This window comes from bacterium (assembly GCA_029210965.1).
In the GTDB taxonomy this organism is placed as follows: Bacteria; BMS3Abin14; BMS3Abin14; order BMS3Abin14; family BMS3Abin14; genus JALHUC01.
Genome location: JARGFZ010000003.1, coordinates 15,922 through 39,142, shown reverse-complemented (window position 1 = coordinate 39,142; position 23,221 = coordinate 15,922). Strand labels below are relative to the sequence as shown.

18 protein-coding genes are annotated in these 23,221 nt (G+C 53.3%); 4 read left to right on the top strand and 14 right to left on the bottom strand.

Features of this window, described 5'->3' with window-relative positions:
* Positions 1 to 180: 180 nt before the first annotated feature.
* The 3 genes from P1S59_02335 (at position 181) to P1S59_02325 (ending at position 2,914) form a co-directional block, all read left to right on the top strand.
* Positions 181 to 1,131: an ABC transporter substrate-binding protein gene (locus P1S59_02335; protein ID MDF1525097.1), complete on the top strand. Its 951-nt coding sequence runs from the start codon at positions 181 to 183 to the stop codon at positions 1,129 to 1,131.
* Positions 1,132 to 1,235: 104 nt separating this feature from the next.
* Positions 1,236 to 2,123 carry an ABC transporter permease gene (locus P1S59_02330; GenBank protein ID MDF1525096.1) on the top strand — a complete coding sequence of 296 codons (888 nt, stop codon included), beginning with the start codon at positions 1,236 to 1,238 and terminating at the stop codon, positions 2,121 to 2,123.
* The gene (locus P1S59_02325) at positions 2,120 to 2,914 is read left to right on the top strand and encodes an ATP-binding cassette domain-containing protein (GenBank protein MDF1525095.1); all 795 of its coding nucleotides are present in this window, start codon (positions 2,120 to 2,122) and stop codon (positions 2,912 to 2,914) included. Before P1S59_02330 ends, P1S59_02325 begins: the two co-directional genes overlap by 4 nt.
* Before the next feature lie 336 nt (positions 2,915 to 3,250).
* Here the strand turns inward: P1S59_02325 and P1S59_02320 are convergent, their stop codons facing one another.
* The 3 genes from P1S59_02320 to P1S59_02310 form a co-directional block, all read right to left on the bottom strand.
* On the bottom strand, positions 3,251 to 4,411 hold the full coding sequence (locus tag P1S59_02320) for a hypothetical protein (GenBank protein ID MDF1525094.1): 1,161 nt from the start codon (positions 4,409 to 4,411) through the stop codon (positions 3,251 to 3,253).
* A gap of 128 nt (positions 4,412 to 4,539) precedes the next feature.
* A complete protein-coding gene (locus tag P1S59_02315; protein ID MDF1525093.1) occupies positions 4,540 to 5,004 on the bottom strand; it encodes a cytochrome C in 465 nt (154 codons plus the stop codon).
* Positions 5,001 to 6,278, bottom strand: a complete 1,278-nt coding sequence (locus tag P1S59_02310; protein MDF1525092.1) for a hypothetical protein — start codon at positions 6,276 to 6,278, stop codon at positions 5,001 to 5,003. Before P1S59_02310 ends, P1S59_02315 begins: the two co-directional genes overlap by 4 nt.
* Before the next feature lie 623 nt (positions 6,279 to 6,901).
* Between P1S59_02310 and P1S59_02305 the strand changes: the two genes are divergently transcribed.
* On the top strand, positions 6,902 to 7,102 hold the full coding sequence (locus P1S59_02305; protein ID MDF1525091.1) for a cold-shock protein: 201 nt from the start codon (positions 6,902 to 6,904) through the stop codon (positions 7,100 to 7,102).
* 350 nt (positions 7,103 to 7,452) lie between these two features.
* Here the strand turns inward: P1S59_02305 and P1S59_02300 are convergent, their stop codons facing one another.
* From P1S59_02300 to P1S59_02250, 11 genes are all read right to left on the bottom strand, one after another.
* Entirely contained in the window at positions 7,453 to 10,467 is a 3,015-nt protein-coding gene (locus P1S59_02300) for an NAD-glutamate dehydrogenase (GenBank protein MDF1525090.1), read from the bottom strand.
* 194 nt (positions 10,468 to 10,661) lie between these two features.
* Positions 10,662 to 11,366 carry a response regulator gene (locus P1S59_02295; GenBank protein MDF1525089.1) on the bottom strand — a complete coding sequence of 235 codons (705 nt, stop codon included), beginning with the start codon at positions 11,364 to 11,366 and terminating at the stop codon, positions 10,662 to 10,664.
* Positions 11,367 to 11,760: 394 nt separating this feature from the next.
* Positions 11,761 to 13,278 carry a DHA2 family efflux MFS transporter permease subunit gene (locus tag P1S59_02290; protein MDF1525088.1) on the bottom strand — a complete coding sequence of 506 codons (1,518 nt, stop codon included), beginning with the start codon at positions 13,276 to 13,278 and terminating at the stop codon, positions 11,761 to 11,763.
* A 140-nt stretch (positions 13,279 to 13,418) separates the two neighbouring features.
* The gene (locus tag P1S59_02285) at positions 13,419 to 14,600 is read right to left on the bottom strand and encodes an HlyD family secretion protein (protein MDF1525087.1); all 1,182 of its coding nucleotides are present in this window, start codon (positions 14,598 to 14,600) and stop codon (positions 13,419 to 13,421) included.
* Positions 14,597 to 15,964 (bottom strand): TolC family protein, encoded by a 1,368-nt coding sequence (locus P1S59_02280; protein MDF1525086.1) that lies wholly within the window; start codon positions 15,962 to 15,964, stop codon positions 14,597 to 14,599. Before P1S59_02280 ends, P1S59_02285 begins: the two co-directional genes overlap by 4 nt.
* 3 nt (positions 15,965 to 15,967) lie before the next feature.
* A complete protein-coding gene (locus P1S59_02275) occupies positions 15,968 to 16,570 on the bottom strand; it encodes a TetR/AcrR family transcriptional regulator (protein ID MDF1525085.1) in 603 nt (200 codons plus the stop codon).
* Between the two features lie 463 nt (positions 16,571 to 17,033).
* Positions 17,034 to 18,515, bottom strand: a complete 1,482-nt coding sequence (locus P1S59_02270) for a hypothetical protein (protein MDF1525084.1) — start codon at positions 18,513 to 18,515, stop codon at positions 17,034 to 17,036.
* Between the two features lie 342 nt (positions 18,516 to 18,857).
* The gene (locus P1S59_02265) at positions 18,858 to 20,135 is read right to left on the bottom strand and encodes a 4Fe-4S dicluster domain-containing protein (protein ID MDF1525083.1); all 1,278 of its coding nucleotides are present in this window, start codon (positions 20,133 to 20,135) and stop codon (positions 18,858 to 18,860) included.
* Between the two features lie 125 nt (positions 20,136 to 20,260).
* Positions 20,261 to 21,154 carry a prenyltransferase gene (locus tag P1S59_02260; protein MDF1525082.1) on the bottom strand — a complete coding sequence of 298 codons (894 nt, stop codon included), beginning with the start codon at positions 21,152 to 21,154 and terminating at the stop codon, positions 20,261 to 20,263.
* A 124-nt stretch (positions 21,155 to 21,278) separates the two neighbouring features.
* Positions 21,279 to 22,223 (bottom strand): ABC transporter substrate-binding protein, encoded by a 945-nt coding sequence (locus tag P1S59_02255; GenBank protein ID MDF1525081.1) that lies wholly within the window; start codon positions 22,221 to 22,223, stop codon positions 21,279 to 21,281.
* A complete protein-coding gene (locus P1S59_02250) occupies positions 22,220 to 22,906 on the bottom strand; it encodes a TetR/AcrR family transcriptional regulator (protein MDF1525080.1) in 687 nt (228 codons plus the stop codon). The genes P1S59_02255 and P1S59_02250 overlap by 4 nt, the downstream gene beginning before the upstream one ends.
* Positions 22,907 to 23,221 lie beyond the last annotated feature (315 nt).

The following is a 23,221-nucleotide window of genomic DNA, read 5'->3' as shown; positions in this document are numbered from 1 at the left end:
TAGAACATAGAACGCAGAACCCGGAACGCAGAAAAAACAAGAATGTAGACTCTAGACTCTGGACCCTCTCCTTCCCTTGACGTAAAGGCCACTTCCCACTACATTAGTCGCCTGCATAAAAAATCAGTCTTCAGTTTGAAACAACAGGGTTTCCCCGCCACAAGGGGAAGGAGGATCTCAATGAAAAAGATTACCGTTCTTCTCGTTATCCTGTCGCTGGTCGTGGCTGCCCCGGCGGTTTTCGCAGCCGACAAGTACACCGTTTCGGTGAACCAGATCGTTGAGCACCCGGCCCTTGATGCTGTGAGAAACGGTTTCCAGGACGTGCTCAAGGAGAAAGGTTACGATGTGACCTACAATGTCCACATCGCTCAGGGAAACATCTCCACGGCCAACCTCATCGCCAAGCAGATACTGGGAGAAAAACCGGACCTGGTGCTTGCCATTGCCACACCCACCGCCCAGGCGTGTGCCCAGGTGATAAAGAAAACACCCATTCTTATTACTGCGGTCACCGATCCCGTCGGTGCCGGTCTTGTTGCCAGTCTGGAAAAACCGGGGGCCAATGTCACCGGGATGACCGACATGAGCCCTGTTGACCGTCAGGTGGAGCTCATTCAGGAGTTCATACCGGGGATCAAAAAGCTTGGGATCATATACAATAGCGGCGAGGCCAACTCGGTGAGTATTTTGGATGTCCTTAAAAAGGAGTGCGCGGCCAGGGGCATCGAGGTTGAGGAGGCCACTGTGACCAACGCGAGCGGTGTGACCCAGGCCGCCAAAAGTCTGGTGGGCCGGGCCGAAGCCATCTATATCCCTACCGACAACACGGTAGTATCGGTATTCGAGGCCATTACAAAGGTGAGTGTGGAGAACAAGCTTCCTCTCTTCGCGGCGGATGTTGATTCCGTGTCAAGAGGGGCTATCGCGGCCCTCGCCATCGATTACTACCAGATGGGCAGGCAGACGGCCCTTATGGCTGAGCGCATATTCAAGGGTGCCGGTACTGCCGACATGCCTGTGGAGACCCTCCTGGACCTGAAACTATACGTTAACCCGGCCAATGCCAAAGATATGGGTGTCAAGGTCCCGGATTCGGTCACAAAACGGGCGGATGAAATCGTTAAATAATAGAGATAAGTGATAAGAGATAGGAGATAAGAGATAAGGATAAGAGATGTAGAGCAATGTAATTGTCTTATCTCTTCAGCATTTATCTCTTAGTACTGTATTTAATGACCTGGTACTCATTTTTCGGAGCCCTGGAACAGGGGTTCGCCTATGGACTGATGGTCCTGGGTGTCTACCTCACCTTCCGGGTCCTCGATTTCCCGGATCTAACTGTGGACGGCAGCCTCCCACTGGGGGCTGCTGTTTCGGCTGTGGCCATCACAGCCGGAGTACACCCTTACCTTTCCCTGGTCCTGGCCCTGGGGGCAGGTTTCCTCGCCGGGATGGTCACTGGTATCCTCAACACAAAGTTCAGGATCCTGCACCTTCTGGCATCCATTCTGACCATGATCGCCCTTTACTCCATAAATATCCGGATCATGGGCAGGCCCAACATGACACTGCTGGGCAAGAGCACCATTCTGGATCCCTTCTACGCCATGGACCTGAGCCCCTCGGTGGCGGCGCCCATCCTGTTCGGGGTCGTAAGCCTTCTGGCTGTAGTATTCCTCATATGGTTTCTGCACACGGAGTTCGGTCTGGCCATGCAGGCTACGGGGGATAACAAGCAGATGATCACGAGCCAGGGTGTGAATACCCACAGGGTCATCATCTTCGGGGTAGGGCTCTCCAACGGCCTGGTGGCCCTTTCGGGTGCCATGATCTGTCAGAACCAGGGCGCGGCGGATGTGAATATGGGCGTTGGCACCATTGTGGCAGGTCTGGCCTCGGTTATTATTGGGGAAACCGTCTTTGGCAGCAGATCCATAAACAGGGCCATTATTGCGGCCCTTCTCGGTTCCATCGCGTACCGGCTTGCCATAGCCCTGGCCCTGGGACTTAAATTGGGACGTTTCTCCTTTACGCCCAGCGACCTTAACCTGATCACCGCTATCCTGGTGGTTGCGGCGTTGACCCTGCCGCAGGTACGGGCGAGGTTCCGGCTCAAATGATATCTCTCGAGAAAATAACGAAATATTTCCACAGGGGAAGCATCAACGAGGTCCTTGCTCTTGAAGATGTAAGCCTGGATGTGGGCAGGGGAGACTTCATTACCATCATTGGTTCCAACGGCGCCGGAAAATCCACACTGCTCAACTGCCTTGCCGGCAGCTACCCGATAGATGAGGGGTCCATCTTCATTGACGGTGTGGAGGTCACTTCCTGGCCAGAGCACAGGCGCGCGGCGGACATAAGCAGAGTTTTCCAGAACCCTCTCCTCGGGACCTGCGCTTCCCTCACGATCGAACAGAACCTGGCCCTGGCCGCGAGAAGGGGAAGACCCCACGGCCTCGGGTTGGGAGTAAAAAACCGTGACCGGGACCTCTTCCGGGAGAAGCTCAAGCACCTGGGCCTGGGGTTGGAGGATCGCCTCAAGGACAAGGTAGGCCTTCTCTCCGGCGGGCAGCGTCAGGCCCTCACTATGCTCATGGCCACCATGGTCCGGCCAAAGGTGCTTCTTTTAGATGAGCATACCGCCGCTCTGGATCCCAAAACGGCTCATCAGATCCTGGATCTCACTACTGTGGTTGTATCGGAAGAAAGGCTGACCACCCTCATGGTGACCCACAACATGAAACAGGCCCTTCAGTTGGGCAACAGGCTCGTCATGATGCACCGGAGCAGCGTCATTCTGGATGTTCAGGGGGATGAGAAGGGGAAGTTGACGGTGGAGGACCTCATCGAGCGGTTCTACACGGCCCGGGGGGAAGAGTTTTCCCAGGATAGGATGCTGCTGGTTTAAAGACAGAATGTAGAATGTAGAATGTGGAACGTGGAAGAAGACCCAGGAACACAGAACGCAGGAGAAGAGCTAGAATCAATTCATTGCGCTTGTCATTGCGAGGAGCATCGAGTCTGCCGAGGGCGATGTGGCAATCCCGATTCTATTATGTTCCAGAACGCAAAACGTACCCTTCGACAAGCTCAGGGCAGGGAACACAGAACACAGAATAAAACCTCAAACCTCAAACCTCAAACCTGTACTTCCCTCTCCCCGATAAAACCCCAAAAAACAGGGTGCAAAAGACTTACATTTCCTCTGCACCCTGAATTCAACACTCTACACTCTGCACTGGATTTACTTCCAGCTATCGCCGTGTCCCGTCCCGTGGCAGTCACCCGTACAGCTGGATCCGTTGTAGGTGATATTAATAGCAGTAGGAAAAGCAACATCCGCAACACTATCGTAGAAATGGTTCAGACCGCTGCCTGAACCGGCACCCTGGTGGCACTCCTCACAGTTGATACCTTCGTTTTCATGTTTGTTGTGTCTTCCGGTGTCGGGAGGGTTCCCGTGGCATGATCTGCAGCTGGTACGGGTGTAGGGGCTGCCGAGTTCGTGGCAGGTGACGCATTCCGGTGCGCCTTCGTTTGGCGATGTCCCACTGATAGCGTGGCAGGTGGAGCACAGGGTGGTGAAATCGCCTGATGTCGGGACTACCAGGTCGTGGTCGAGATACTCAACGTCGTGGGTGGGGACGGCGTGGCAGTTGTGACAGTTGTCCTCGGTGAGGTGGCCGAACCTGAAACTGACCTCGTGGCAGGCAATACAGACCGGTGCCTCGGGAGATCCGAAAAAGTCGCCGTGATTGTCATAAGGAATAGTGTGGGACCAGCCGTCGGGAGCTTTTTTGCCTCCTCTGTCAAAGTGACAAATAATGCATTTTCCTGCGTCAGGGAAGATCACCCCGAGTGGATCATGGCAGTCCACGCAATCGAGGCCGTTTACTTTGATCCCATCGCTGTAGGCATTGCCGTGAAATGTGTAGCCTGGTGCGCTTTTGTTAAGCCAATCCTCCGGGTGAAAGGCGGGGCCGCCGGCATGGCAGCTCTGTCCGTTAAATGAGTCCGTTGAGCAGGAAACCCCCGATGTTCCGCCTGCGAGGTCATCTCCGTGGCATTCCATACAAGGGGAGCCGTCCGGCGCGGCATACGCTCCGTGTGTTGTAACCCAGTCGGCTGGGTGAAAGGCCGGTCCGCTGGCGTGGCAGCTCTGGCCGTTGTACATGTCCGAAGAACAGGAAACTCCGGAAATACCACCCGCCAGGTCATCCCCATGACAGTCCATGCAGAGGGAACCGTCGGGCAGGGCATACCCCCTGTGGGTCGAAACCCAGCCACCCGGATGCTTCCCGTCGGCGTTTATCAGGCTTAAGGGCGAATCCTGGTTGGCGGTGGAACAATTGGCTACCGCAACAGCAAAAATAAGGCAGACAAATATATATTTAAGATTTTTCATATAATATCCCTTTTTCCCCTTCCGCAACCTTTGATGCTGCCGATTCGTCGATTGAGCTAAACGGCCAAATACCTATTTTAATCAGGACCTTTCTCCTGGCTCCTGGATTCTGGATTCTGACTCCTGTTTTAATTATGGCACTGCACACATTTCCCGTCGTTTCTGTTCCCGTGACATACGACACAGGAACCAGGATCGATGCGTCCGTCGATCTGGTGCTGGACAATGTAGTCACCCCGGTGAGGCAGGTCACGGTCCGGGTTGCCACCGCGCTTCAGGGCAGGTGTCAGCGCATCGCTGGTGGCGTGACACTCCAGACACAACGGTTCGCCGTGACATGAGTTGCAGAGGTCCTGAGCCTGCCTCGCATAGGTTCCGTGGCGGAGGAGAAACGAGTTCGTGTGGCGGAAGGTCCCGTAGGGTTTAAGGGTACCCGTGAGTTCGTTGTCGTGGCACTCGAGACAGTCTGTCTCCTGGAGGGTCAGTTCTTCGGGATGACGGGCGGGTGCTTCCTTTCGGCCCGGTCCGACACAGCCGAGGAAGATGGTACACGAGACAACAAGGGTGCAGATCGCTGTAACGGTTTTCATCATTTCGCTCCACTTCCAGTCCCGAAATCGTAACGGGCTCTTAACACCACAGCCAGGTCCTCATCGAAGACAGGGCTCTTTGTCATACGTAAGTCCCCGGAAAGGTCAAGGTTATCAGTCATCTTCCATCCGGCCGATCCCACGAGCCGGGTCGTCTGATCTTCCCCGCTTATCTTCTCCTCATACGTCAGCGCAAAAGCGTCGAGAGACCACCGGAAGGATCCCATGGAGGCCATACAGTACGCCCGCATTTCGTTATATTCGTTCTCGGGAAGATCACCTGTCTGGCTGGCAAACCGGACCCCTATTCTGTCCAGGAAGACCGCCGTGTCCAGGTCCAGCCCGATCTCGGTTCGGGTGTTATCTCCGGGGGCAGCCTCTGAATGGTCAGTATTTTTTATAGCTCCGTGTAAATCAAGTTGGCCAGCAGGGCTCCAGTTGATCTCGCCTCTCGTTATCCGCACTTCATCTGCCAGATTGATGTTCGACGAAAGAAAGGCCGGGTTGGTAACTGTCTGGAAAAGGTTTTCATAAATGTAGCCTTGCGACGCGATTACGACATCCAGGCTGGGGGACAGGGAAATCAGGATAGAAAGGTCATCAGACGCCATTCCCGAAGTTGAGAGGTTATAAAGGGCGTGGCCTGTGATCTCCAGGGAATCTGACGGTTTGAGCCATAGGTCGGTTCCCGCCTCTTCGCGTTCGTCACCGCCATAATCACCGTCCTCGGTGAGGTAATTCAACCCGATCTCCATCTTCCCCGGAAAGATGAAGAAACCCCGGGCTCCCGCTATGGTCTCGCCCCTTGAGCCTTCGGAGCCGTCACCTTCGTTGGGATTTCCACCGAAGAGGGAAAAACCGATATTCCACAGGGATTGCCTGTAGTGTAACCCGTCCAATGCTTCAAGTGTCGTGCCCTCGGTTAGAAGCATCCGTCCAACGCGGAGCTGCCAGTCGCCATTGTTGCTGCGGTACCTGACCTGGGCGCTGGAAAGGTGCCCTTTCCCGGTGTCGGAGGCCGATTCCTCCCCCAGGTCGGTACTTCCCCAACCGTAGAGATGAAAGGAAAGTTCGGGTCGCCCGACCTCCCATAAATCGAGGGAAAGGTGTTCGTAGAGGGGGGCATAATCGGCATCAGGTCCAGAGAGCTGATCCACCTGGTACAAATGAAGGTAGGTGGATGATTTTAGGTCCAGCTCATAAGCTGCGGCTGGTACCGGCAAGGATGCCATCAGGAAAGCCAGAATGATCAAAATTTCGGTTTTGAAAAAATCCATCAGGTCTCTCTTCTTGTAATGTTGTTAGTGAACAAGCTTCAAAGATGATAGGGTCGCAAAAAGTCCATTATTGGCTTTTTGCTCCACGGAAAGCGAAAAGTGTCATTTTCGCTTTCCTTACAAATCAATGACTTATACTGCCGGTCATTGATTTGGGCGCCCCGACAGGGGCGCATTGATGACTTTTTGCGAAGTCATCAAAGATAAAAGACAAATAAAGGCCCGGTTTAGTGACAATAAAGATCAGTCCCACATGATTATTATACAATTGGACATTTTAAATCAATAAACATTACAGATTAAACATCAGCTTGAAATTTTATATTCGATCCGTTTGTCCCGGGTTTTCTCAGGAGGGGGTGCGGGCCTGTCTGTGGTTTACCGAGATTCCAGTATCTGGATACTCCGCATAAAGCCTTTAAAAGGAGTAAAAAAGCAGTTGCTTTCCCTTGTCAGGTGTCGTATGTTTTTCGTGTCAGTAGGGTATGCCGCTGACGAAGATTAAGGTTTGCATCTTTCGGAAAAACCAGGGTATCACAAAAGGTCCCAGGCTTTATGTCCGGGCCTTTTTTGGGTTCTGGTGGAATTTCCGGGAGGCAAACACAGAACAAGGAGCTGGTTAAATGGCAGAAGGAACAGTTAAGTGGTTTAGTGATTCAAAGGGTTTCGGTTTTATCGAGCAGGCTGACGGTCCCGACGTTTTCGTGCACTTTTCGGCTATTGGGGGTGATGGTTTCAAGACCCTCTCGGAAGGTCAGCGCGTAAGCTTTGAGGTTACCGATGGTCCCAAGGGTCCGCAGGCCGCCAACGTCGAGGCCCTGTAATATACCAGGACAGCCACGACAACAAGAGCCCCGGAGGGATATACCTTCCGGGGCTTTTTTTATGCTGTCCATTGACAGCATAAAAAAAGCCTGTATCTCATATCTCAAATACTTCTAATCCAAAATCCAAAATCCAAGGAGAGATAAAATACGTGGTTGTCACGCATAAGGCACCCTTCGATGCTGCCATAGGCGGGGCTCTGGGCATGGAACGCAGGGCGCAGAAGAAATCCTAAAACCCTTGACAGCGATCCAGGCGGAGGCATTGCTTTACCTGCGTGCTGCGTGCTGCGTGCTGCGTGCTGCGTGCTGCGTGCTGCGTGCTGCGTGCTATATTCTCTACCTGGCTTCTAACTCCTCGATTCTTCCCTTGTTGAAGCGTACACCCTCTTCAGGTGCCCCCGTATTCGGTCAATAAAATCGGTTTCGCGGTTGCTCTTGTAGACGAGTGATGAAGCGATCTCGCTCGCCATGATGGCGTATCTGTACTTTTCGGGTATCTCGTTGAGCCTGTTCCGGTATTTTCTACTTACCCTGATCAAACGGGGTAGATGGTTGAGGAGGGCCTTTCGCAGCAGTTTGTCATTACATAGTTCAGGGTTTTTCCTGAACATATCGAAGAGTCTGCTGTAGTGGGCGTTGATCTCTCGGCTGATATCATCTGATATTTCGGTGTACAGGCGGGTCCCATCAGATTCTTTGTGCCTGGCAAGGATAAGACGCGCTTCATCCGCTGCCCTTTTATCAAGTATTTCAATAACATCGGACACATACTGTTCCTTTTCGGCAAGAAACTCCTCGTCGCTCATAAGCAGGTTGGCTATGACCTCGTAGGAGGAAGAGATCACACCGCACTTGTTGGCGGAGGCATCTCTCATTATCACGACACCCTGGTCCTGCAGACGCTCACGCGCTCCCGGGGTGATAAAAGAGTTGGCGCCTTCAACAATGGCTTGTGCTGTTGGTGATCCGTCTGCAGCAAAGAACCTGCTGTAATTATCCTCGTCCACGGTTTCAGGCCTTCCCCCCGCCGGGATGAAAAGGTCTGCCTTCGTTGAGAAAATAAGATCCTCATACTCCTGGTAAAAATCGTCGAGAGAGACCCATTTCTCTTCAAGGCCCTTCCCGGTTTGTGAAACCCTTTTGAATTTTTTTATGAGACGATCTCTTTTCTGATGGGTCCGGTAAAGGATGAACCCTCCCTGGTGAAGCCTGGAAGGGCGGAAACTGTCGATATCTCCTTTGAACAGAATCCTTCTAAGCTCTGTTCGATGGGCGCCGGCCGGGTCGAAAAGGGCTCCTGAACCATCGAGAATGAGGTTGATCTTCACTTTGGGACATCTATCAAGGAGAAGCCGCATGGCGTTTCCGGCTACATCACCATCGGGCCCTCCGGTGATCTTGACCGTGAAGGGATCTTTGCGAATATCTTTACCTAACGCTGCCAGTGTGATTTCGGCAAAGGTGACGACCCCGGTGGAGGTGACGCCGTACTCCTTGTGGCCAATACCTATCCTCTTGCTGGAGATAATGCCTGAACCCAGCACATACCCTCTTTTCACCGAAATTCGTGCAATCTCCTCGATCATCTCGTCGTGCATGTTTTCATCAGGACCCATTTCGATAGGTTCGTCCTCACCGTAATAATCCACTATCGATGGATCTTTGGCGCGCCCGTTCTCGGTGATGAAGAGATCCAGGAACGCATTGATGAAACCGTACTGCAGCTTGTACATCCTCTGGGTGACCAGCTTTTCATCGACCAGGCCCTCCGCGTCTACAACCACCGCCATCTTGGAACCGCCCTCGAAGATGTCCTTGTTCTTCAGGTGCTGAGTGTGGGCCAGAACATAGACTTCCTTGAAAATGTGGTCCGCTGTTAGGGCATAATCGTGTTTTTCCCTGGCAAGGATGGTTCTCCAACCGCCGCGGGCGATGTCGGAAAAGCCGATATGGTAACCGGCGCCGTAACGGCCGAAGAAGAAGGTTATACGGAAGGGACGGTCTGCTGGAAGATCCGATGTAAATGAGTAATCCAGTTCATTGAGGTAAGCAGGATCCAGCCGGAAAGCCAGCGCCTGTTTCCCCTGTACAAAGAAGTTCGTCTTTAGAGTTTGTTGAATAAATGACAGGCAGCAGTGGAAAATTGTCCGGTGCAGTTCGTCCTGGTGGCGGTGCCCCGTGTTGTATCCCTTGATCGCCTTCTTAACAACTTCCAGTGATTTCCTGAAGGTGACCTCCCGATCCGTAGCTTCAGGGTCGAACCTGCTGCGGAACAGGTTGACCAGTTTCAAGGCTGTTTCAGGGTGGGACCAGAAGGCTTTCGCGACGGTGTCCATATCGTAGACATCGGGGTCACTGTGGGCCAGATTGGTGTGGCAGAAGCTGGCAAAAGCATTGACCAGGGAGGCATCCTCACCGCACATGATCTTTTTTGTAACGAAATCCATGTAAGTTAAGGATTCCGTAGAGAGGATTTGCGAGTTGTAGATTTCAGATCGGAGCGCAGCAAACTGCTGCTCGCTGGGGGAAAGGTCAGCGGTTTGCATGGTTCTGACATAGAAAGTGCCAAGGAAAAATGGGTGAATCCCCGTATGGAACACCAGACAGTATGTCCGCCTGATCCCTATACCGAGTCGGTAAAAGGCCTCCATCAGCTGCAGTAGAAAACCCTTCTGAGGCGGGTTACCTACTGCGAATAGAATGCGGTGCTCTCCGGGAAAACCTGACCAATCAGTACGTTCAAAGTCAAAGTAGACCCCTCCATGTTGATTGCCCTGGTAGTACAGGTGCAGACTCTGGGCAATTCGCTGAAAAGGTGACAGACGCACATAGTCTTCATGGTTGAGCCACAGGATCTGAAGATACCTGTCCAGCTTGGCAAGGTCGAAATCCGGATAGTTTTGTTTCAGCTCCTTTAAGGTTCCCTGGCGTATATCGGCGGGAACAGAAGCGTTGCCAGCCTGGGAGAGGAATTCGGATCCCTTGCGCTGGAACTTGAAGGTCTGGATCTCGATACTGGTGTCGAGACCCGGTGGGGCCTTCTCGGAATGGATGATCTCCGTATAGGATATCTCCTTCTCCTGCAGGGTGTTCAAGGTGTCGTAAAGAGAGCCGGGCCCGTCCTGACGGGCCAAAATGAGAGCATCCTCTCTGTCGGCAAGCACCAGCTGTTTGTTGACCTGAAGGCTCTGGAGTCCGAAAGCCAGCGTGGCCAGGGCATGGGTCTCCTCCTTCATGGTGATGAAAAAGTAGGGGTGCATGTTTTCCCTGAGCCACTCCAGGTTCTTCTCGGTGCCTTGGCGGGTTTGGTTGATGGTCAGACGGACATTTTCCAGCAGTTGGTTCTCTGGTCCCTTGGGCATCGCTCTTTCCCCCTGTCGACAGGCTGCTTGAAGGTTGTTCCGGATGCCGGCGCTTCCGGCATGAAAGATGTGAACCTGAGGGAACCTTTTACGTCAGGTTCCGGACCCGGTTTTACTGGAGCAGCGTGTTGGAAATCCTCTACACGCTGCCAGGTATTTGTATGAATTCTCTGACAGACTCCGGGTCTCCCATTTTACAGGTGTGAGCTGTTGGGCATGGCAGCGAGTATATCCTGCAGGATCTCCAGCTCACTATCTGGGGTGTCCATGAATTCTACACCTGATACAGAGTGACCCTCACCTCCCCGGTGATGCACGCTCCAACGTACGATACCGCTCCATTTCACCGGTTGTTCGGTATCCGGCAGGTTGAACCCCACACCCAGGACGGTACCCTTCCCAAGAGAGTCTTCAGCTGTTATCCGGCATCCTATCTCCGAAATGTCGAGCATGGTACCAGGGACTCCCTCTCTTTCCAGGTAGACAGCGCAGGGCAAATTTACCCGAAAGCGCGGTTTCCGGCGAAAGGTTTCGCCGAGGAGCTTCTGAACGGTTTCGAGAAGATTCCCCTTGTCGAAGGGTCTGGTGACGATCCCGTCGCATCCGGCGTCCACACACCTGGTAAGGGTGTCCTCACCGTATTCATCCGTTACGATGACGATCTTGATGTTGGAAAAACCAAGATCTTTTTTGATCGCAGAGCAGACCTCGTCACCGGGCATGTCGGACAGGGCAAAGGACAGAAGAATCAGGTGGGGCTGAAGTTTAATGGCACAGTCCAGGGTCTCCTTGCCTGTCCGGGCTGTGTACAGATCGAAGCTGTCACGATTTAAAAAGGTCCGCTCCATCTCAATAAACAACTTTGAATCGTCAGCCAGCAGGATCTTACGTTTTTCCATGGCAAATCCTCTTTGACAGGGTCGCAAAAAGTCCATTCGCGGCTTTTTGCTCCACAGAAAACGAAAAGTGTCATTTTCGCTTTCCTCACAAATCAATGACTAACGATGCTGGTCATTAAACCAGTCATTGATTTGTGCGCCCCGCTCGGGGCGCGGCACGTTGATGTGTTAAAAAGTACTCAGTACAGTGTAGCGAAGTCAATGGTAAAGACTAGAATGCAGAACGTAGAATGTAGAACACAGAATAAGATCTTTAACCCAAAACTCCTAATATTGAGCTTCAGCTTTCCTATGGAGTTTCAGTTGTAAGCTTAAAAAGTGATCCACCGATTTGTTGAAAGCAGGCATCTGATTTCCTTCTACGTTCTACATTCTGCATTCTACATTCGAGTTTCTAGTTTTCCGGTTTCTGCATGATCAGAACCAGGCCCAGCACTGAAACCAGGGTAACTGAAACAACGAAAAAAGCATCATTAAACCCGAGCATGTTGGATTGGCGCAGAAGCTCCCTGTAAATAGCCCCATCCGCCGGCAGGTTCACCCCTTTTGCCGCTAGAAGAGCGGTCGCTTTTGCCTTGGCCATCACATAGGAAGGGTTCAAGGGGGTAAGATGCTCCACGAGCCTTGTCTGATGGAACTGGGCTCTCCTCGCCGCTGTCGTAATGGCGAAGGCGATTCCCATGCTGCCGCCAAGGTTGCGGATCATATTGTAGATAGATGTGGCTTCTCCCATCCTCTCTTTAGGAATATGGGACAAGGTCAAGGTTGTTGTCGGAATGAAAATGCAAGCCATCCCGATACCCAGGGTTACTCGCGGCCACACGAAGGTCCAGAAGTCTGTCTGCATATTGAAAAGGGACATGGCATAGGTGGTACCCGCACATATGACGATACCCGTGGCGAGGATCTTCCTGGGGTTGACCCTGGTGACAAGCCTTCCCACGATAGGCATGGCCAAAAGGGCTGCAAGGCCACCTGGCCCCATGACCAGTCCAGCGTGAAAGGAGGTGTAACCCATGAGAACCTGGAGGAAGATCGGCAGGAGTACGATGCTTCCAAAGAGGTTGAAGAACACAAAGAACATGACGAGACAGCCGCTTGTAAAGCTCCTGTCCCTGAAGAGGCTCAAATTGACGATGGGATGTTCATGATACTTCTCATTAATGATAAAGAAGGCCAGGGTTACCGCGGCCACGATGGTGAAGGTTACGATTGTTTCGGAACCGAACCAGTCGGATCTCTGACCTGTATCGAGGACGTACTGCAGGGACCCAAGTCCTACAGCCAGAAGGGCAAAGCCGGTGTAGTCGATACCCATTTTCCTCGCCCTCATGTAGGGCGGGTCGTGGATGAAAAGAACGCTCAGGAAGATCGCCAGGAGACCGATGGGGATATTGATGTAGAAGATCCAGCGCCACGACCAGGTATCTGTGATGATACCCCCCATAAGGGGTCCCACAATGGGCCCGAACATGGCTCCTATCCCGAAGATGGCCATAGCCATACCGTGCTCCTTGCGGGGGAACGCTTCCAGCAGGATGGCCTGGCTTACCGGTACCAGGCCTCCCCCCGCCATCCCCTGCAGGACCCGGAAAAAAATGAGGCTTTCCAGGCTCCATGCGGAACCGCACAGGAAGCTGCTGATGGTAAAGAGGGCGATGGAGCCGATCTGGTAGCGCTTGCGGCCGAAGAGCCTGGAGAACCAGCCTGACATGGGGATGACAATGGCGTTTGACAGGAGGTAGGAGCTAATAGCCCACGTGGCCTCGCCCATTCCTGCCGAAAAGGCGCCCCGGATATGGTCGAGGGACACGTTAACGATGGAGGTGTCTATGATCTCAATGAGGGTGGGGAGCATGACCGTCAGGGCCACGATCCACTTGTTCACATGTCGCTCGGCCTTGTCATTCATCCGCGCCCTGCTCCAGTGTAAAGTGCAATGTGTAAAGTGTAGAGTGTAGAGCAGTGATAAAAAAGATCAGTATCGACAGTGCAGGGCGTAATTTAAACATACTCTACACACTACACTCTGCACTTATTGCTACGTGCCGACTATTCGATAAGAATGGTTGGCTCGACAGACATCCCTATCCTCAGTAACGGTCGTACCTCATCCAGGTTGTCAAAGATGATCTTGACCGGGACCCGCTGGACCACCTTGACGTAGTTTCCGCTGGCGTTTTCCGGGGGAAACAGGGTAAAAGCAGCGCCGGTTCCGGCCATAATGCTGTCCAGTGTTCCGGCAAATTCCCGCCCTGGAAAAGAGTCGAGCTTGATGATCACCTTCTGCCCGGGCTCGAAGCTTCCAATGCGGGTCTCCTTATAGTTGGCCACGACGTAGGCCGATTCCATGTTCACCAGGCTCATGAAGGGCTGGCCCGCCTGCACGGTGTTGCCCTTTTCTGCCGACAGGCGGGTGACAAAACCGTTGGCGGGGGCGGTGACCTCTGCGTAAGACAGCTGGAGCCTTGCCGAATCCGCCATGGCCTTCCGCCGCGCGACCTGTCCCGCCTGGGTTTCAAGTGAAGCACGTGTGCTTTCCAGGGAGGCTTGCTCTGCACTTAACTGGGCACGAACCTGGGCAACAGTGCTCTTGTGTGCCTCGAGGCCCACCTGTGCCTGGTTCTTCAGTTCTTCGGCCACAGTGAGGGCCGCGCTGGCTACCTCGAGGGCCGTCCGGGCCCGGTCATATCGGCTTTTGGGGATCACCTTCTGATCGTTCAGTCTTTCTGCTCTGGAAAGATCAAGCTGACTTTGCTTAAGTGAGGCGCTTTTAGCCAGGACTTCGGCTTGCCGGGCTGAAACAGCGGCATGGAGTCCCTTTTCAGCTGCCCTCGTGCTGGCCAGGGAGGCTTTCATGGCCGATACTCGCTTCTCCTGAGCCGTGATCCGGGCCCTGGCTTCTGTGAGCCGTCCCTCCTCGGACCGCATGGAGGCTGCAGCTTCGTCAACTGACTTTTGAAACGGTTCCGGATCCATTCTCACAAGGAGGTCGCCTGCCTTTACCTGCTGGTTGTCGCTTACCAGTATCTGGGTAACGGTGCCGGCCACCCTGGGCGCTATCATGTGCACCGATCCCTCCACGAAGGCGTCGTCGGTGGATACGTGGGTCCTGGCGTATCCCCTGTAGAGGAATAGAACTGACAAACCCACAGCGACAACGACACCGAGGATAATAAAACTTTTGATCTTCTTGCTATTGCGTGTTGCCTGGTGTTCGTTAGGTGTGTTCATTGATTCTCTCCGGTTTGTGCGTTAAAGATGTTGCTGCTGCTCACTTGTTCTGCATTGGAATATAGGGTTCCAAGGTCGTCCCCGGCAGCGTACAAGAGCCGGGCTTCAGCCTTGAGCCTTCCGTATATGGCATTCAAATGGTTTTCCTCAGCTCTTGCCAGAGCGGTCACCGCATCGGTTACATCAGTAGCGTTAGCCTCTCCCTCCGTATACATGGACCTGAACAGTCTGAGGCTCTCCCTGGCCTGGGAAGCCGCCTTTCTGGTGACGGAGGTGCTTTCCACAGCTCCGGTGAGAAGACGGTGGAAGTCTCTCACCCCCAATAAAACCAGCTCTCTTGCCTGTTCCCTTTGAGCGATAAGAACTGCCAGTTCGTCCATGGCCTGTTTTTGAGCGGCTGACTGTGCTCCTCCGGTATAGAGATCCCAGGTGAGTCCGAGCCTCGCAGACCAGTTGCCTTCGTGAACCCGGTAGCTGTTTTCCTCGTAGGCATAACCGCCGCTTACGAACAGGGTCGGTAAGCTCTCTGCTTCCTTTGAACTGAGTTGGGCTTCTTTTGCAGCGATCCTCTCGTCGAGTATTTTCAGTACCTGCTGGTTGGCGCTGGCCCTGGTCGATATATCCGCAAGGTCGGGTATCGGGTCCAGTTGAAACGGAAAATCAGCAACTGTGGTTGGGATATCCAAAGGGCGCAGTATCAGGTAATTGAGCTTCGATTCCGCAAGGTTTCGTTCGTCACGTAAGGTGATGCGCCTTAAGCCCGCATTGGCCAGAGCCACTTCGGTGACCAGAACATCGTTCAGTGTGACTTCTCCGGCCTCATGCAGCATTTTGGCGTCCGCGACGTGGGATTCGAAACGCTGAACTTCAAGATCTGCCACGATCAACGTCTTTTCTGCCTGAAGAAGGGAAACATAGGCGATCAAAAAATCGAGGGCGACTTTATTCCTGATACTCTCTGTTTCCGCTGCCTGCCCCCTGGCATTTGCCCGTGCGGCTTTAATATCTGATCCGGTCTGGCCAAAGTCGGTGACGAGCTGGTTCACTGTAACCCCGTAGCGCATGAAACTTTCATCGCCGAGGGGCACTGTTCCTGCACCGAAGATCGATTCCGGTTGATATTGGAGCCAGGTCTGGTCGGCGTAGGCGTTTACATGGGGCAGCCATCGCGAGCGGGCGAGATCCTCACCCTTGCCCGCTGCCTCCTCCGTAGCCACAGCCATCCTCATCTCATACCCCTGGGTGGTGACAAGGTGGAGCCCCTCCTGAAGGGTCAGGGTCTCAGCATGAGCAAGACCAGGACCAAGACCAAGACCAAGACTTAGACTTAGACTTAGACTTAGGGTGGCTATCTTTGCGATCATTTCCTACACCTCTTCTTTCCGGGCGATCCCGTTAAGAAATATCTCTACTATTTCACTGACCATGAACTCCATCCGTTCATTGTCAATTTCCCCCCCCAATATTATTGTTTCATTGAGAAAAGTCGCAAATAGAACACGCTGGAATGAAAGCGCCGCGATATTCATGTCAATGGGACGTAACTCTCCACGGTTTCGGCACTTTTGCAGGTAGCTCTCGAGCATTTTCCCGATATTTTCAATCATATGAAAATAGGTGGATCTCACTATCTCAGGATAGTGAGAGATCTCGGAAAGAAGGATCCGGACAAGGGGGCTCCGTTGTTGCAGATTATGTAGAAACCGGACCCCGATGGTGTTCAGACCCTCCTTTACATGCATGTCACCGATCTCGTCCAACAGGTCCCTCAGGCGAGAAAGAAATGTATATTTTTCAAGCATTTCCTCAAATAGATGCGCTTTTTTCCCGAATTTTCTGAAAAGAGTGAGCTCTGACACTCCAGCCAGAGCGGCGATCTCCCTGGTTGTCGCCCCCAGGTAACCCTTTTCTGAGATCAGTTCGAGGGTGGCCTCCAGAAGCTTTTCTCTCGTCTCATCAGAACGCGGCATATAGACACTCCGGCAAATGTAAGTAAGCACTTACATAGCAATGTTGGGGAATGGAAGTCAATGGCAGAATCCAGTACCCAGGAGCCAGGAGTCCGGAGCCAGGAGGAGGAACAGTGGGGAGGGTTTTTAGAGCAGGAGCCAGAATCCAGGAGCTATAAAAGCAATGCTTTCACCACGGAGACGTTGAGGCACGGAGCAAAGCGGAGGAGGGCTCAACTATTGGAAGAGCCAGTTACTGAAAAGGCGACAGTTTAGTTTTTACCACTGAGGACATTGAATCCACTGAGGTTACTGAGAAAACGTCCAATAATTGCTTGCTGCGGCGAAGCTATGCCGCAGACATAACGAAGACGGACACCCCCATGGAGTCATGACCTGCTGTCTGACGTTTTGTTAAACCAACCTTTGTTTTTGCCTGATGGCGCGACAATAAGAAAGCAAGCACCGCCAGGCGCGGAAAACATTAAAACCCCAGGCTTAGCTTATGATATTTGTCTATCTCGTCCTTGAGCCAGCCTGGCCAGTACTCTTCGGAGATGGGGTAGCTGGCGTCCATAGCCTGGAAGGACCCGGGTCCAGTGACCGCTTCGATGTTCTCTCTCGTATTATAGCAGACACGGTCCAGGCCTGTCAGTTCAGCGACCCTGGTGTTGATCTCCTCGATAGATTTATCGTAGGGATGTTCACCTTTGAAGGCCCTCTGGACTGCAAGTTCGTCCAGACACTCCCGTCCCCTGCGCCACTCCTTGAAAGAGGGGAAGAACATGGGTCCGTAGGAGATCCAGAACTCAACGTTGGTTGCCCCGGAGTTGTAAACGGTCCAGACGCTGCCCCCTTCGCTGACGCTTCCCTTGACGATGCTGTCATCGCCCATGACGATCTTCTTTCCCTTCAGCACGGAATCAACGCCGGCAAATTTCAGTCCCACCTCGATTGTGCGCCTTCTTATATGGGATTCCTGGAAGGTGCGGATAGCCTGGGCCTGTTTCACAAGCCCGTGGGAGATGGGCATGCCCAGACCCTCAGCGATACCGTAGGATACACCGCGACCGGAATCCGGATTGGGCATGACCACATCTACATCCGGTTTGCCATAAAGGTCGGCCAGTTTGAGACCCAGTTCCTTGCGCAGAAGAAAAATCTCCTTACCCTGGTAAACGGAGGCCACGTTGCCGAAGTATATACCCTGGAAGACATCCGGAAGTGGGGTCTCCTCACGGAGCCTGCGTGTCTCAATACCTGATGAGGAACAGATCGTCATTTCGGCACCGGTGTACTCCCTGTCCATAAAGCCGCCCAGCCGTCTGTGGGAAATACTTTCGGTACTGGCTAGAAAGGCACCGTCCACAAACCCGAAACAGAAAGGCTCAAAGGCCCTCGTATCGGTTAAGGTGATAAGCTTGATTTCCTTCCCATCGTGAACGAGGGCTGTCAGCGAAAAGGTGCCTCGACCGTGGAGTGCGTCCACCAGAAGGCGACCCGCTTCGAAGCTGATACCAGCTTTTTCGATGCAGGAGTGCAGATGCGCTCCCATCCACTCTGCACGGTTGGCAGTGTCGAAGGTATAGTCGTTCTCAAGACTTTCATCTATCTGTTTATCTTCCAGGATGCGCCCGCTCATGGTGATGGCAAGCTGATTTATGGACTCGAAGCGCGGCTTGACGAGGATCGGTTCGGCGTTTCTCTTTTCGGCGATCTTGTTCTTGGTGTAACCAACGTTACCGATGGCCGCCACGGGGCCCAGTTCCTGGAACAGGCGGATCAAGTCCACGTCCATGACGTCCACTATACCGCCCACTCCTTTAAGGATATTTATCCCCCGGGCGGTCCCGATGGCAATTCCAGCGCCAGTTTTACCGCGATGCTGCAGTGCGCCGGTGGCCAGAAACGCTTTTTGAACAAGATCTCCGTCTCCCGGAGAGTATAATCCTGTGATCCCATCCATGCTTGTCTCCTGGTAAGAAAAACGGGTGTAAAGTGCGAGGTAAGGAGTGCGAAAAATGAACTCCACGCTATCTTGTCACAGCACTGATTTAACATCAAGAAAAGGGAGTGTCTCGCTCAAAAAAATCGGTGAAAACATGGGCAGGAGGCAGTATCTCGGAGCCGGGAGTAAGAAAACCATTAGACACGGGGAAATCACAGTATGGGGGTATGGGTGTGAGGGAGTATGGGGGTAAAGCCAGCAATCCGACATCTCTTTTACCAAATCCTTCCGTCGCCCAGTCGCCAGCCCGGATTGTTATCTGTTCAGTCTTTCTATTGACTCCTGACTACTGGCTCCTGGCTACTGAACTTTCCTTTCCGCCCACTCCAGATATCTTGATTGTATCTGCTTCGAAGCCATGGCCCTTTTAACCGGAGGCAGTTTGAGGATGACGCCGAGCATCGCGGCCAGAGCCCGGCGGGACATGAGAACCTGGTTGTCGAATATGAGGTTCTGGAGCGTACCTCGCTCGATGGCCATGAGAACGGTGCGCCGTGTTGTAGTGAGGGGGGTCATGATCCTTTCGGGCCTGGACTTGAAGGCAAGGGCGTCAATATTACAGTTCCTCACGCAAACGCCGCACCCCAGGCATACCTCCTCCTCGACCCGGGCGAGTTTTAGGCCAGGGCGGTGCGGGTCGTTGGCAGAAACGAGGGCGATGGCTTCTACCGGGCAGGCAGCAACGCATTTTCCGCATCCGTTGCACGATTCCTGCCTTACCACAGGCAAAAAGTTGGTTGTGTGAACGGGCTGAAGAATACCGAACTTCCGGGCCGCGATCATGGCTTCACAGCAGCATCCGCAGCAGTTACAGATGAAACTCACCCTGCGCTGAACGTTCTCTCCGAACTGAACCAGGTTTCGTTCGTATGCCTCATCGAGGAGATCCCTGGCCTCAGCTCTGTCGACCTTACGGGCGATGCCGTGGCGGGTAAGGGATGCCGCGGTTCCGCCAAAGGTCATGCAGATGTTCATGGGAGCATCGCATGACCGGTCAAGGTGCTGCATCTTGTGGCGGCAATAGCAGGCACCGATCCCGATGTGTTTTGCCGTGTCTACAACGTGACTTGATCGTTCGTAGTCCAGCACGTGGATCGCGTTTTCAGCAGACAGCACCGGCTCGTGGACAAAGGCCCTTCCCAGCTGCGTTTCGCCAGTGGCGAACAAAGCCTTGATAAAATCCTCTTCCACATTCAGATACTGATGGAAAAGCTCGGAAAGCAGCTTTTGGTCGATATCGTCCCGTATCCGCATAAGGGAAAATTCGAAGAACCCGGCCATGGGTGGGGGCAGGACGTAGATCGTCGTACCCCTGATCTCCATGTCGATGAGGATCCCGCGGCTGGCAAGTTCATCCAGAACCTTTCGACTCTCGTTTATCCCCAGTTTCCAGATCCGGTCTGCCTTCAGGGCGGTGAACGGCTTTATAGGCAACTGCGCCACAAGGCCGGCTTCCCGCTCGGAAAAGAGCATCTCCAGGATCTGGAAAAGAAGTTTGGAGGGTGGAGCACCCTGGGGAAACCGGTTGATCCTGTCGGAAAGGTTTTTATATGCGGATTTTGGTGTGAGATGGGCCAAATGATTTTCTCCGAAAATGAATCGTCCTGGTCAGGACATCAGAAGGAGGAATAGAGAAGGAGGGAGAAGGAATGATACGCTTTTCTTCCACCTTCCACCTTCCACCTTCCACATTCCAATTATTACTATCCCAATACGATACCAATCACAATGATCGCCCCGTTAATAAGGTACAGCTTCCTTATGTAGTGACCATGTCGGTCAAGTTCCTGCCAATCTTCAACTTTCGGCATGATCCGGAGAAGACGCACAAGGATGGGGATCGTGAGCAGGCAGGTCAAAACGACAGGCGAGAGGATCCTGTCGGCGGCAAGACCCAGTATGAGAAGATAAACAACGATCCACTGGAAGACAAGACCTGCGTAAGCTCCAGCCCTTCCGAGGTGCACGGTGAGGGTTATTTTGCCCACAGACTTATCCGTTTCCATGTCGGGGATGCTCTGGAAGTAGAGGATCCCCGCAACCATAATGCCGATAGGGATGGAGATAAACACGGCTTCCCTGGAAGGATGGCCGGCCATTATCCAGTAGGTGCCAAGCACCATGACCGGCCCCATGTTAATCCCGGCGAAAACCTCTCCAAGGCCATGATAGCCGTATCTGATGGGAGGGGCGGTGTAGAATATGCTGGAGAAAATAGAGATAGCCACGAAGGGAGAGAGGATCCACATCCCGGCCACTGTCATGTATCCAACTGCAAGAAAAAATGAGCCCAGATACAGGACCAGCAGGGATGCGCGCAGCTCCCCGATGGTGATCAACCCGGCCTGCAGCATTCGGGAACCCCCGATAGACCCACCGGAATCGGCTCCCTGGAAGTGATCGAAATAGTCGTTGGCAAGGTTGGTGGCGAAGTGGACCATAATGGAGTAGAGGTTGATGAGCAGGAAAAGACCCACCTGGCGCGGTGCCCCGTCCCTGACCGCCAGCATCCAGCCCGCCAGGAGAGGGACAAAGGTGGCGATATAAAAGGGTGGGCGGCTCGCTTTCCACCAGGCGCGTAAGCGGTCTCGGTTCATAGGCAGCAATGTAGCATCATCGAATAGGGAATAGGGAATAGGGAAAGAAGGACCATGAAATTAGATTTTATTCCTCCTTCCTCCTTCCTCCTTCCTCCTTCCCAATTCATTCTCCCCGGGCGATCTACTCGGGGAGGAGATCGCCCCTCACCATTTCGTCGAAAGTAAGCACGGACTTGAGAACACCTTTGTCATTAAGCCAGTTATAGACGTCCATGACGAGCTCTTTTTCAGGTGCGGCCGGTGGCAGAAACACCGGTATGGAAATGGACTGCTGCAGCGGTTCGGGAATGCGGGCGAACTTGATCATGATGGGCCTGGCCATTTCCGGGTCCTTGTTGATGAGGGCTGAGGCGCGGGCGGTCCCTCGCAGAAAAGCCCTGACAGTGTCTGTGTGTTCTTCGATGAATTCGTTCGTAAATAGCAGGGTGGTCGCAGTTATCCCCAGACCCCGATCATCCGCCACGACGGTAGCCCCTTTCCCTTCCATCAGGGTTACCAGGGGTTCCGGAAGGACGGCACCGGCCACCTGGCCTTGCAGGAGCATGGGCATTCGGGTAAGGATGTTCTTTGTCTCGATCATGTTGAGGTTCGCTCCGGGTGTCTCGTTCTCCAGGAGTCTTGTGGTGACGTACTCGATGACCGTGTTGGAGCTGCCGGCGATCCCCTTTCGGGCCAGATCAGTGAGTGAGGGTTTGCCGGTTCCAGGGGCTGCGAGCACCGCGAACATCCTCTGACTTCCCGTGGTGTTGAAGATGGTGGCTACCATCCTCATGGGCGCCTGATTCGCTCCCAGAATGATGGAGGTGAGCATGTCCCCGAAGTAGCCCTGGGTCTGTCCCGCAGCCATGGCGGCGTCCTTTTCCAGTCCGGACCGGAAAGGAATGAGCTCAACCTCCACACCTTCTTCCGCGAAGAGCCCCTTTTCCTGAGCCACAAAGAGGGGCAGAGCCTGCATGACAGGCAGTACGCCGAAAGTGATCTTCTCACCGGCCTGGGAAGCAGTAGGGATTAAGGCTGCAGTGACAGTGAGAAAAAACAGTGAGCAAATAGCAACGATCTTATTCATCTTTCATCTCTCCTTATGCTGTTCACCAATCCGCATCTGAAAATATCCATAATTTCCAGAATCCATTTTTCGGAAGTTGATGAGGGATCCGGGCCCTTTTTGTTAGTGAGGTGGTTCAGGGCGGGCGCCATGAACTCCAGGTAGTGGGCCTGGAGGAACCGGTCCAGAACGCTCTGGATAATAAAGGCGCTTTTTTCGGCGTCGATATCCGGCCTCAGTTCACCTTTTCTGACTCCATCTTCGATAAGGTTTTTAAGAAAACGTTTCGAAGTTTCCTGGATCTGAGACAGGATTCTGTTACCGTGGGGAGCGTCCCCTGTGTATATGACCCGGTAGTAGATCGCAGCTGATAAGGGCCGACGAGTGGTGAAATCAAGGCCCGTCCGAAGCACCTTCTCAAGCCTGCCAAAGAACGGTTCGGTCCGGGAGCTGTCCCTCACCGTGCGCAGCTGCACCTTCACCTCCTCAAGACTGGAGCGGTAGATGTAGTCGAAAAGTCCTGCCTTGGTGCCAAAATAATTGAAAATAGCGCCCTTGGAGATCCCCGCGCCTTTCACCAGACGGTTCATGCTGGCCGCCCCATACCCGAAACGGCCGAACTCCTTTGCCGCTGCGTCCAGGATGCGTTGGCGCACTGTGGGTTCAAGCTTTTCGAATCTGGGGAACGCGGTATTTACCTGCATGAGGAACCTCCCAAATGACCGTGTGTGACCGGGTGGTCACGGGTGAGAGAATAATCGAAATCAAGGGAAGTGTCCAGGGTCTGGCGTCTGGTGTTTTGGAAAAATGTAGAATGTAGAACGTAGAATAAGATCAAAGGCTTATGGTCGCCTGGAGTCGCTGGTTTTTTTGAACCATATAATCAAAGCTTTGAATTCCGGTTGTAGGCCGGTGTGTATGTGCGTAAAGCGTGAATGCAAAAGATCTAAAGCCGTTTCCCCCCCACGCTCCACCCACCCACGTGGTTGTCCTGACACCGGGATAGAGGGAAGGGTTAA

Excerpts from the sequence above, each read along its gene's own strand:
- P1S59_02295 (MDF1525089.1), bottom strand. The coding sequence starts at position 11,366 with ATGGAAAAACGTAAGATCCTGCTGGCTGACGATTCAAAGTTGTTTATT.
- P1S59_02290 (MDF1525088.1), bottom strand. The coding sequence starts at position 13,278 with ATGAATGACAAGGCCGAGCGACATGTGAACAAGTGGATCGTGGCCCTG.
- P1S59_02260 (MDF1525082.1), bottom strand. The coding sequence starts at position 21,154 with ATGAACCGAGACCGCTTACGCGCCTGGTGGAAAGCGAGCCGCCCACCC.
- P1S59_02280 (MDF1525086.1), bottom strand. The coding sequence starts at position 15,964 with ATGATCGCAAAGATAGCCACCCTAAGTCTAAGTCTAAGTCTAAGTCTT.
- P1S59_02320 (MDF1525094.1), bottom strand. The coding sequence starts at position 4,411 with ATGAAAAATCTTAAATATATATTTGTCTGCCTTATTTTTGCTGTTGCG.
- P1S59_02255 (MDF1525081.1), bottom strand. The coding sequence starts at position 22,223 with ATGAATAAGATCGTTGCTATTTGCTCACTGTTTTTTCTCACTGTCACT.
- P1S59_02300 (MDF1525090.1), bottom strand. The coding sequence starts at position 10,467 with ATGCCCAAGGGACCAGAGAACCAACTGCTGGAAAATGTCCGTCTGACC.
- P1S59_02275 (MDF1525085.1), bottom strand. The coding sequence starts at position 16,570 with ATGCCGCGTTCTGATGAGACGAGAGAAAAGCTTCTGGAGGCCACCCTC.
- P1S59_02335 (MDF1525097.1), top strand. The coding sequence starts at position 181 with ATGAAAAAGATTACCGTTCTTCTCGTTATCCTGTCGCTGGTCGTGGCT.
- P1S59_02285 (MDF1525087.1), bottom strand. The coding sequence starts at position 14,600 with ATGAACACACCTAACGAACACCAGGCAACACGCAATAGCAAGAAGATC.
- P1S59_02270 (MDF1525084.1), bottom strand. The coding sequence starts at position 18,515 with ATGGATGGGATCACAGGATTATACTCTCCGGGAGACGGAGATCTTGTT.
- P1S59_02330 (MDF1525096.1), top strand. The coding sequence starts at position 1,236 with ATGACCTGGTACTCATTTTTCGGAGCCCTGGAACAGGGGTTCGCCTAT.
- P1S59_02250 (MDF1525080.1), bottom strand. The coding sequence starts at position 22,906 with ATGCAGGTAAATACCGCGTTCCCCAGATTCGAAAAGCTTGAACCCACA.
- P1S59_02325 (MDF1525095.1), top strand. The coding sequence starts at position 2,120 with ATGATATCTCTCGAGAAAATAACGAAATATTTCCACAGGGGAAGCATC.
- P1S59_02310 (MDF1525092.1), bottom strand. The coding sequence starts at position 6,278 with ATGGATTTTTTCAAAACCGAAATTTTGATCATTCTGGCTTTCCTGATG.
- P1S59_02315 (MDF1525093.1), bottom strand. The coding sequence starts at position 5,004 with ATGATGAAAACCGTTACAGCGATCTGCACCCTTGTTGTCTCGTGTACC.
- P1S59_02305 (MDF1525091.1), top strand. The coding sequence starts at position 6,902 with ATGGCAGAAGGAACAGTTAAGTGGTTTAGTGATTCAAAGGGTTTCGGT.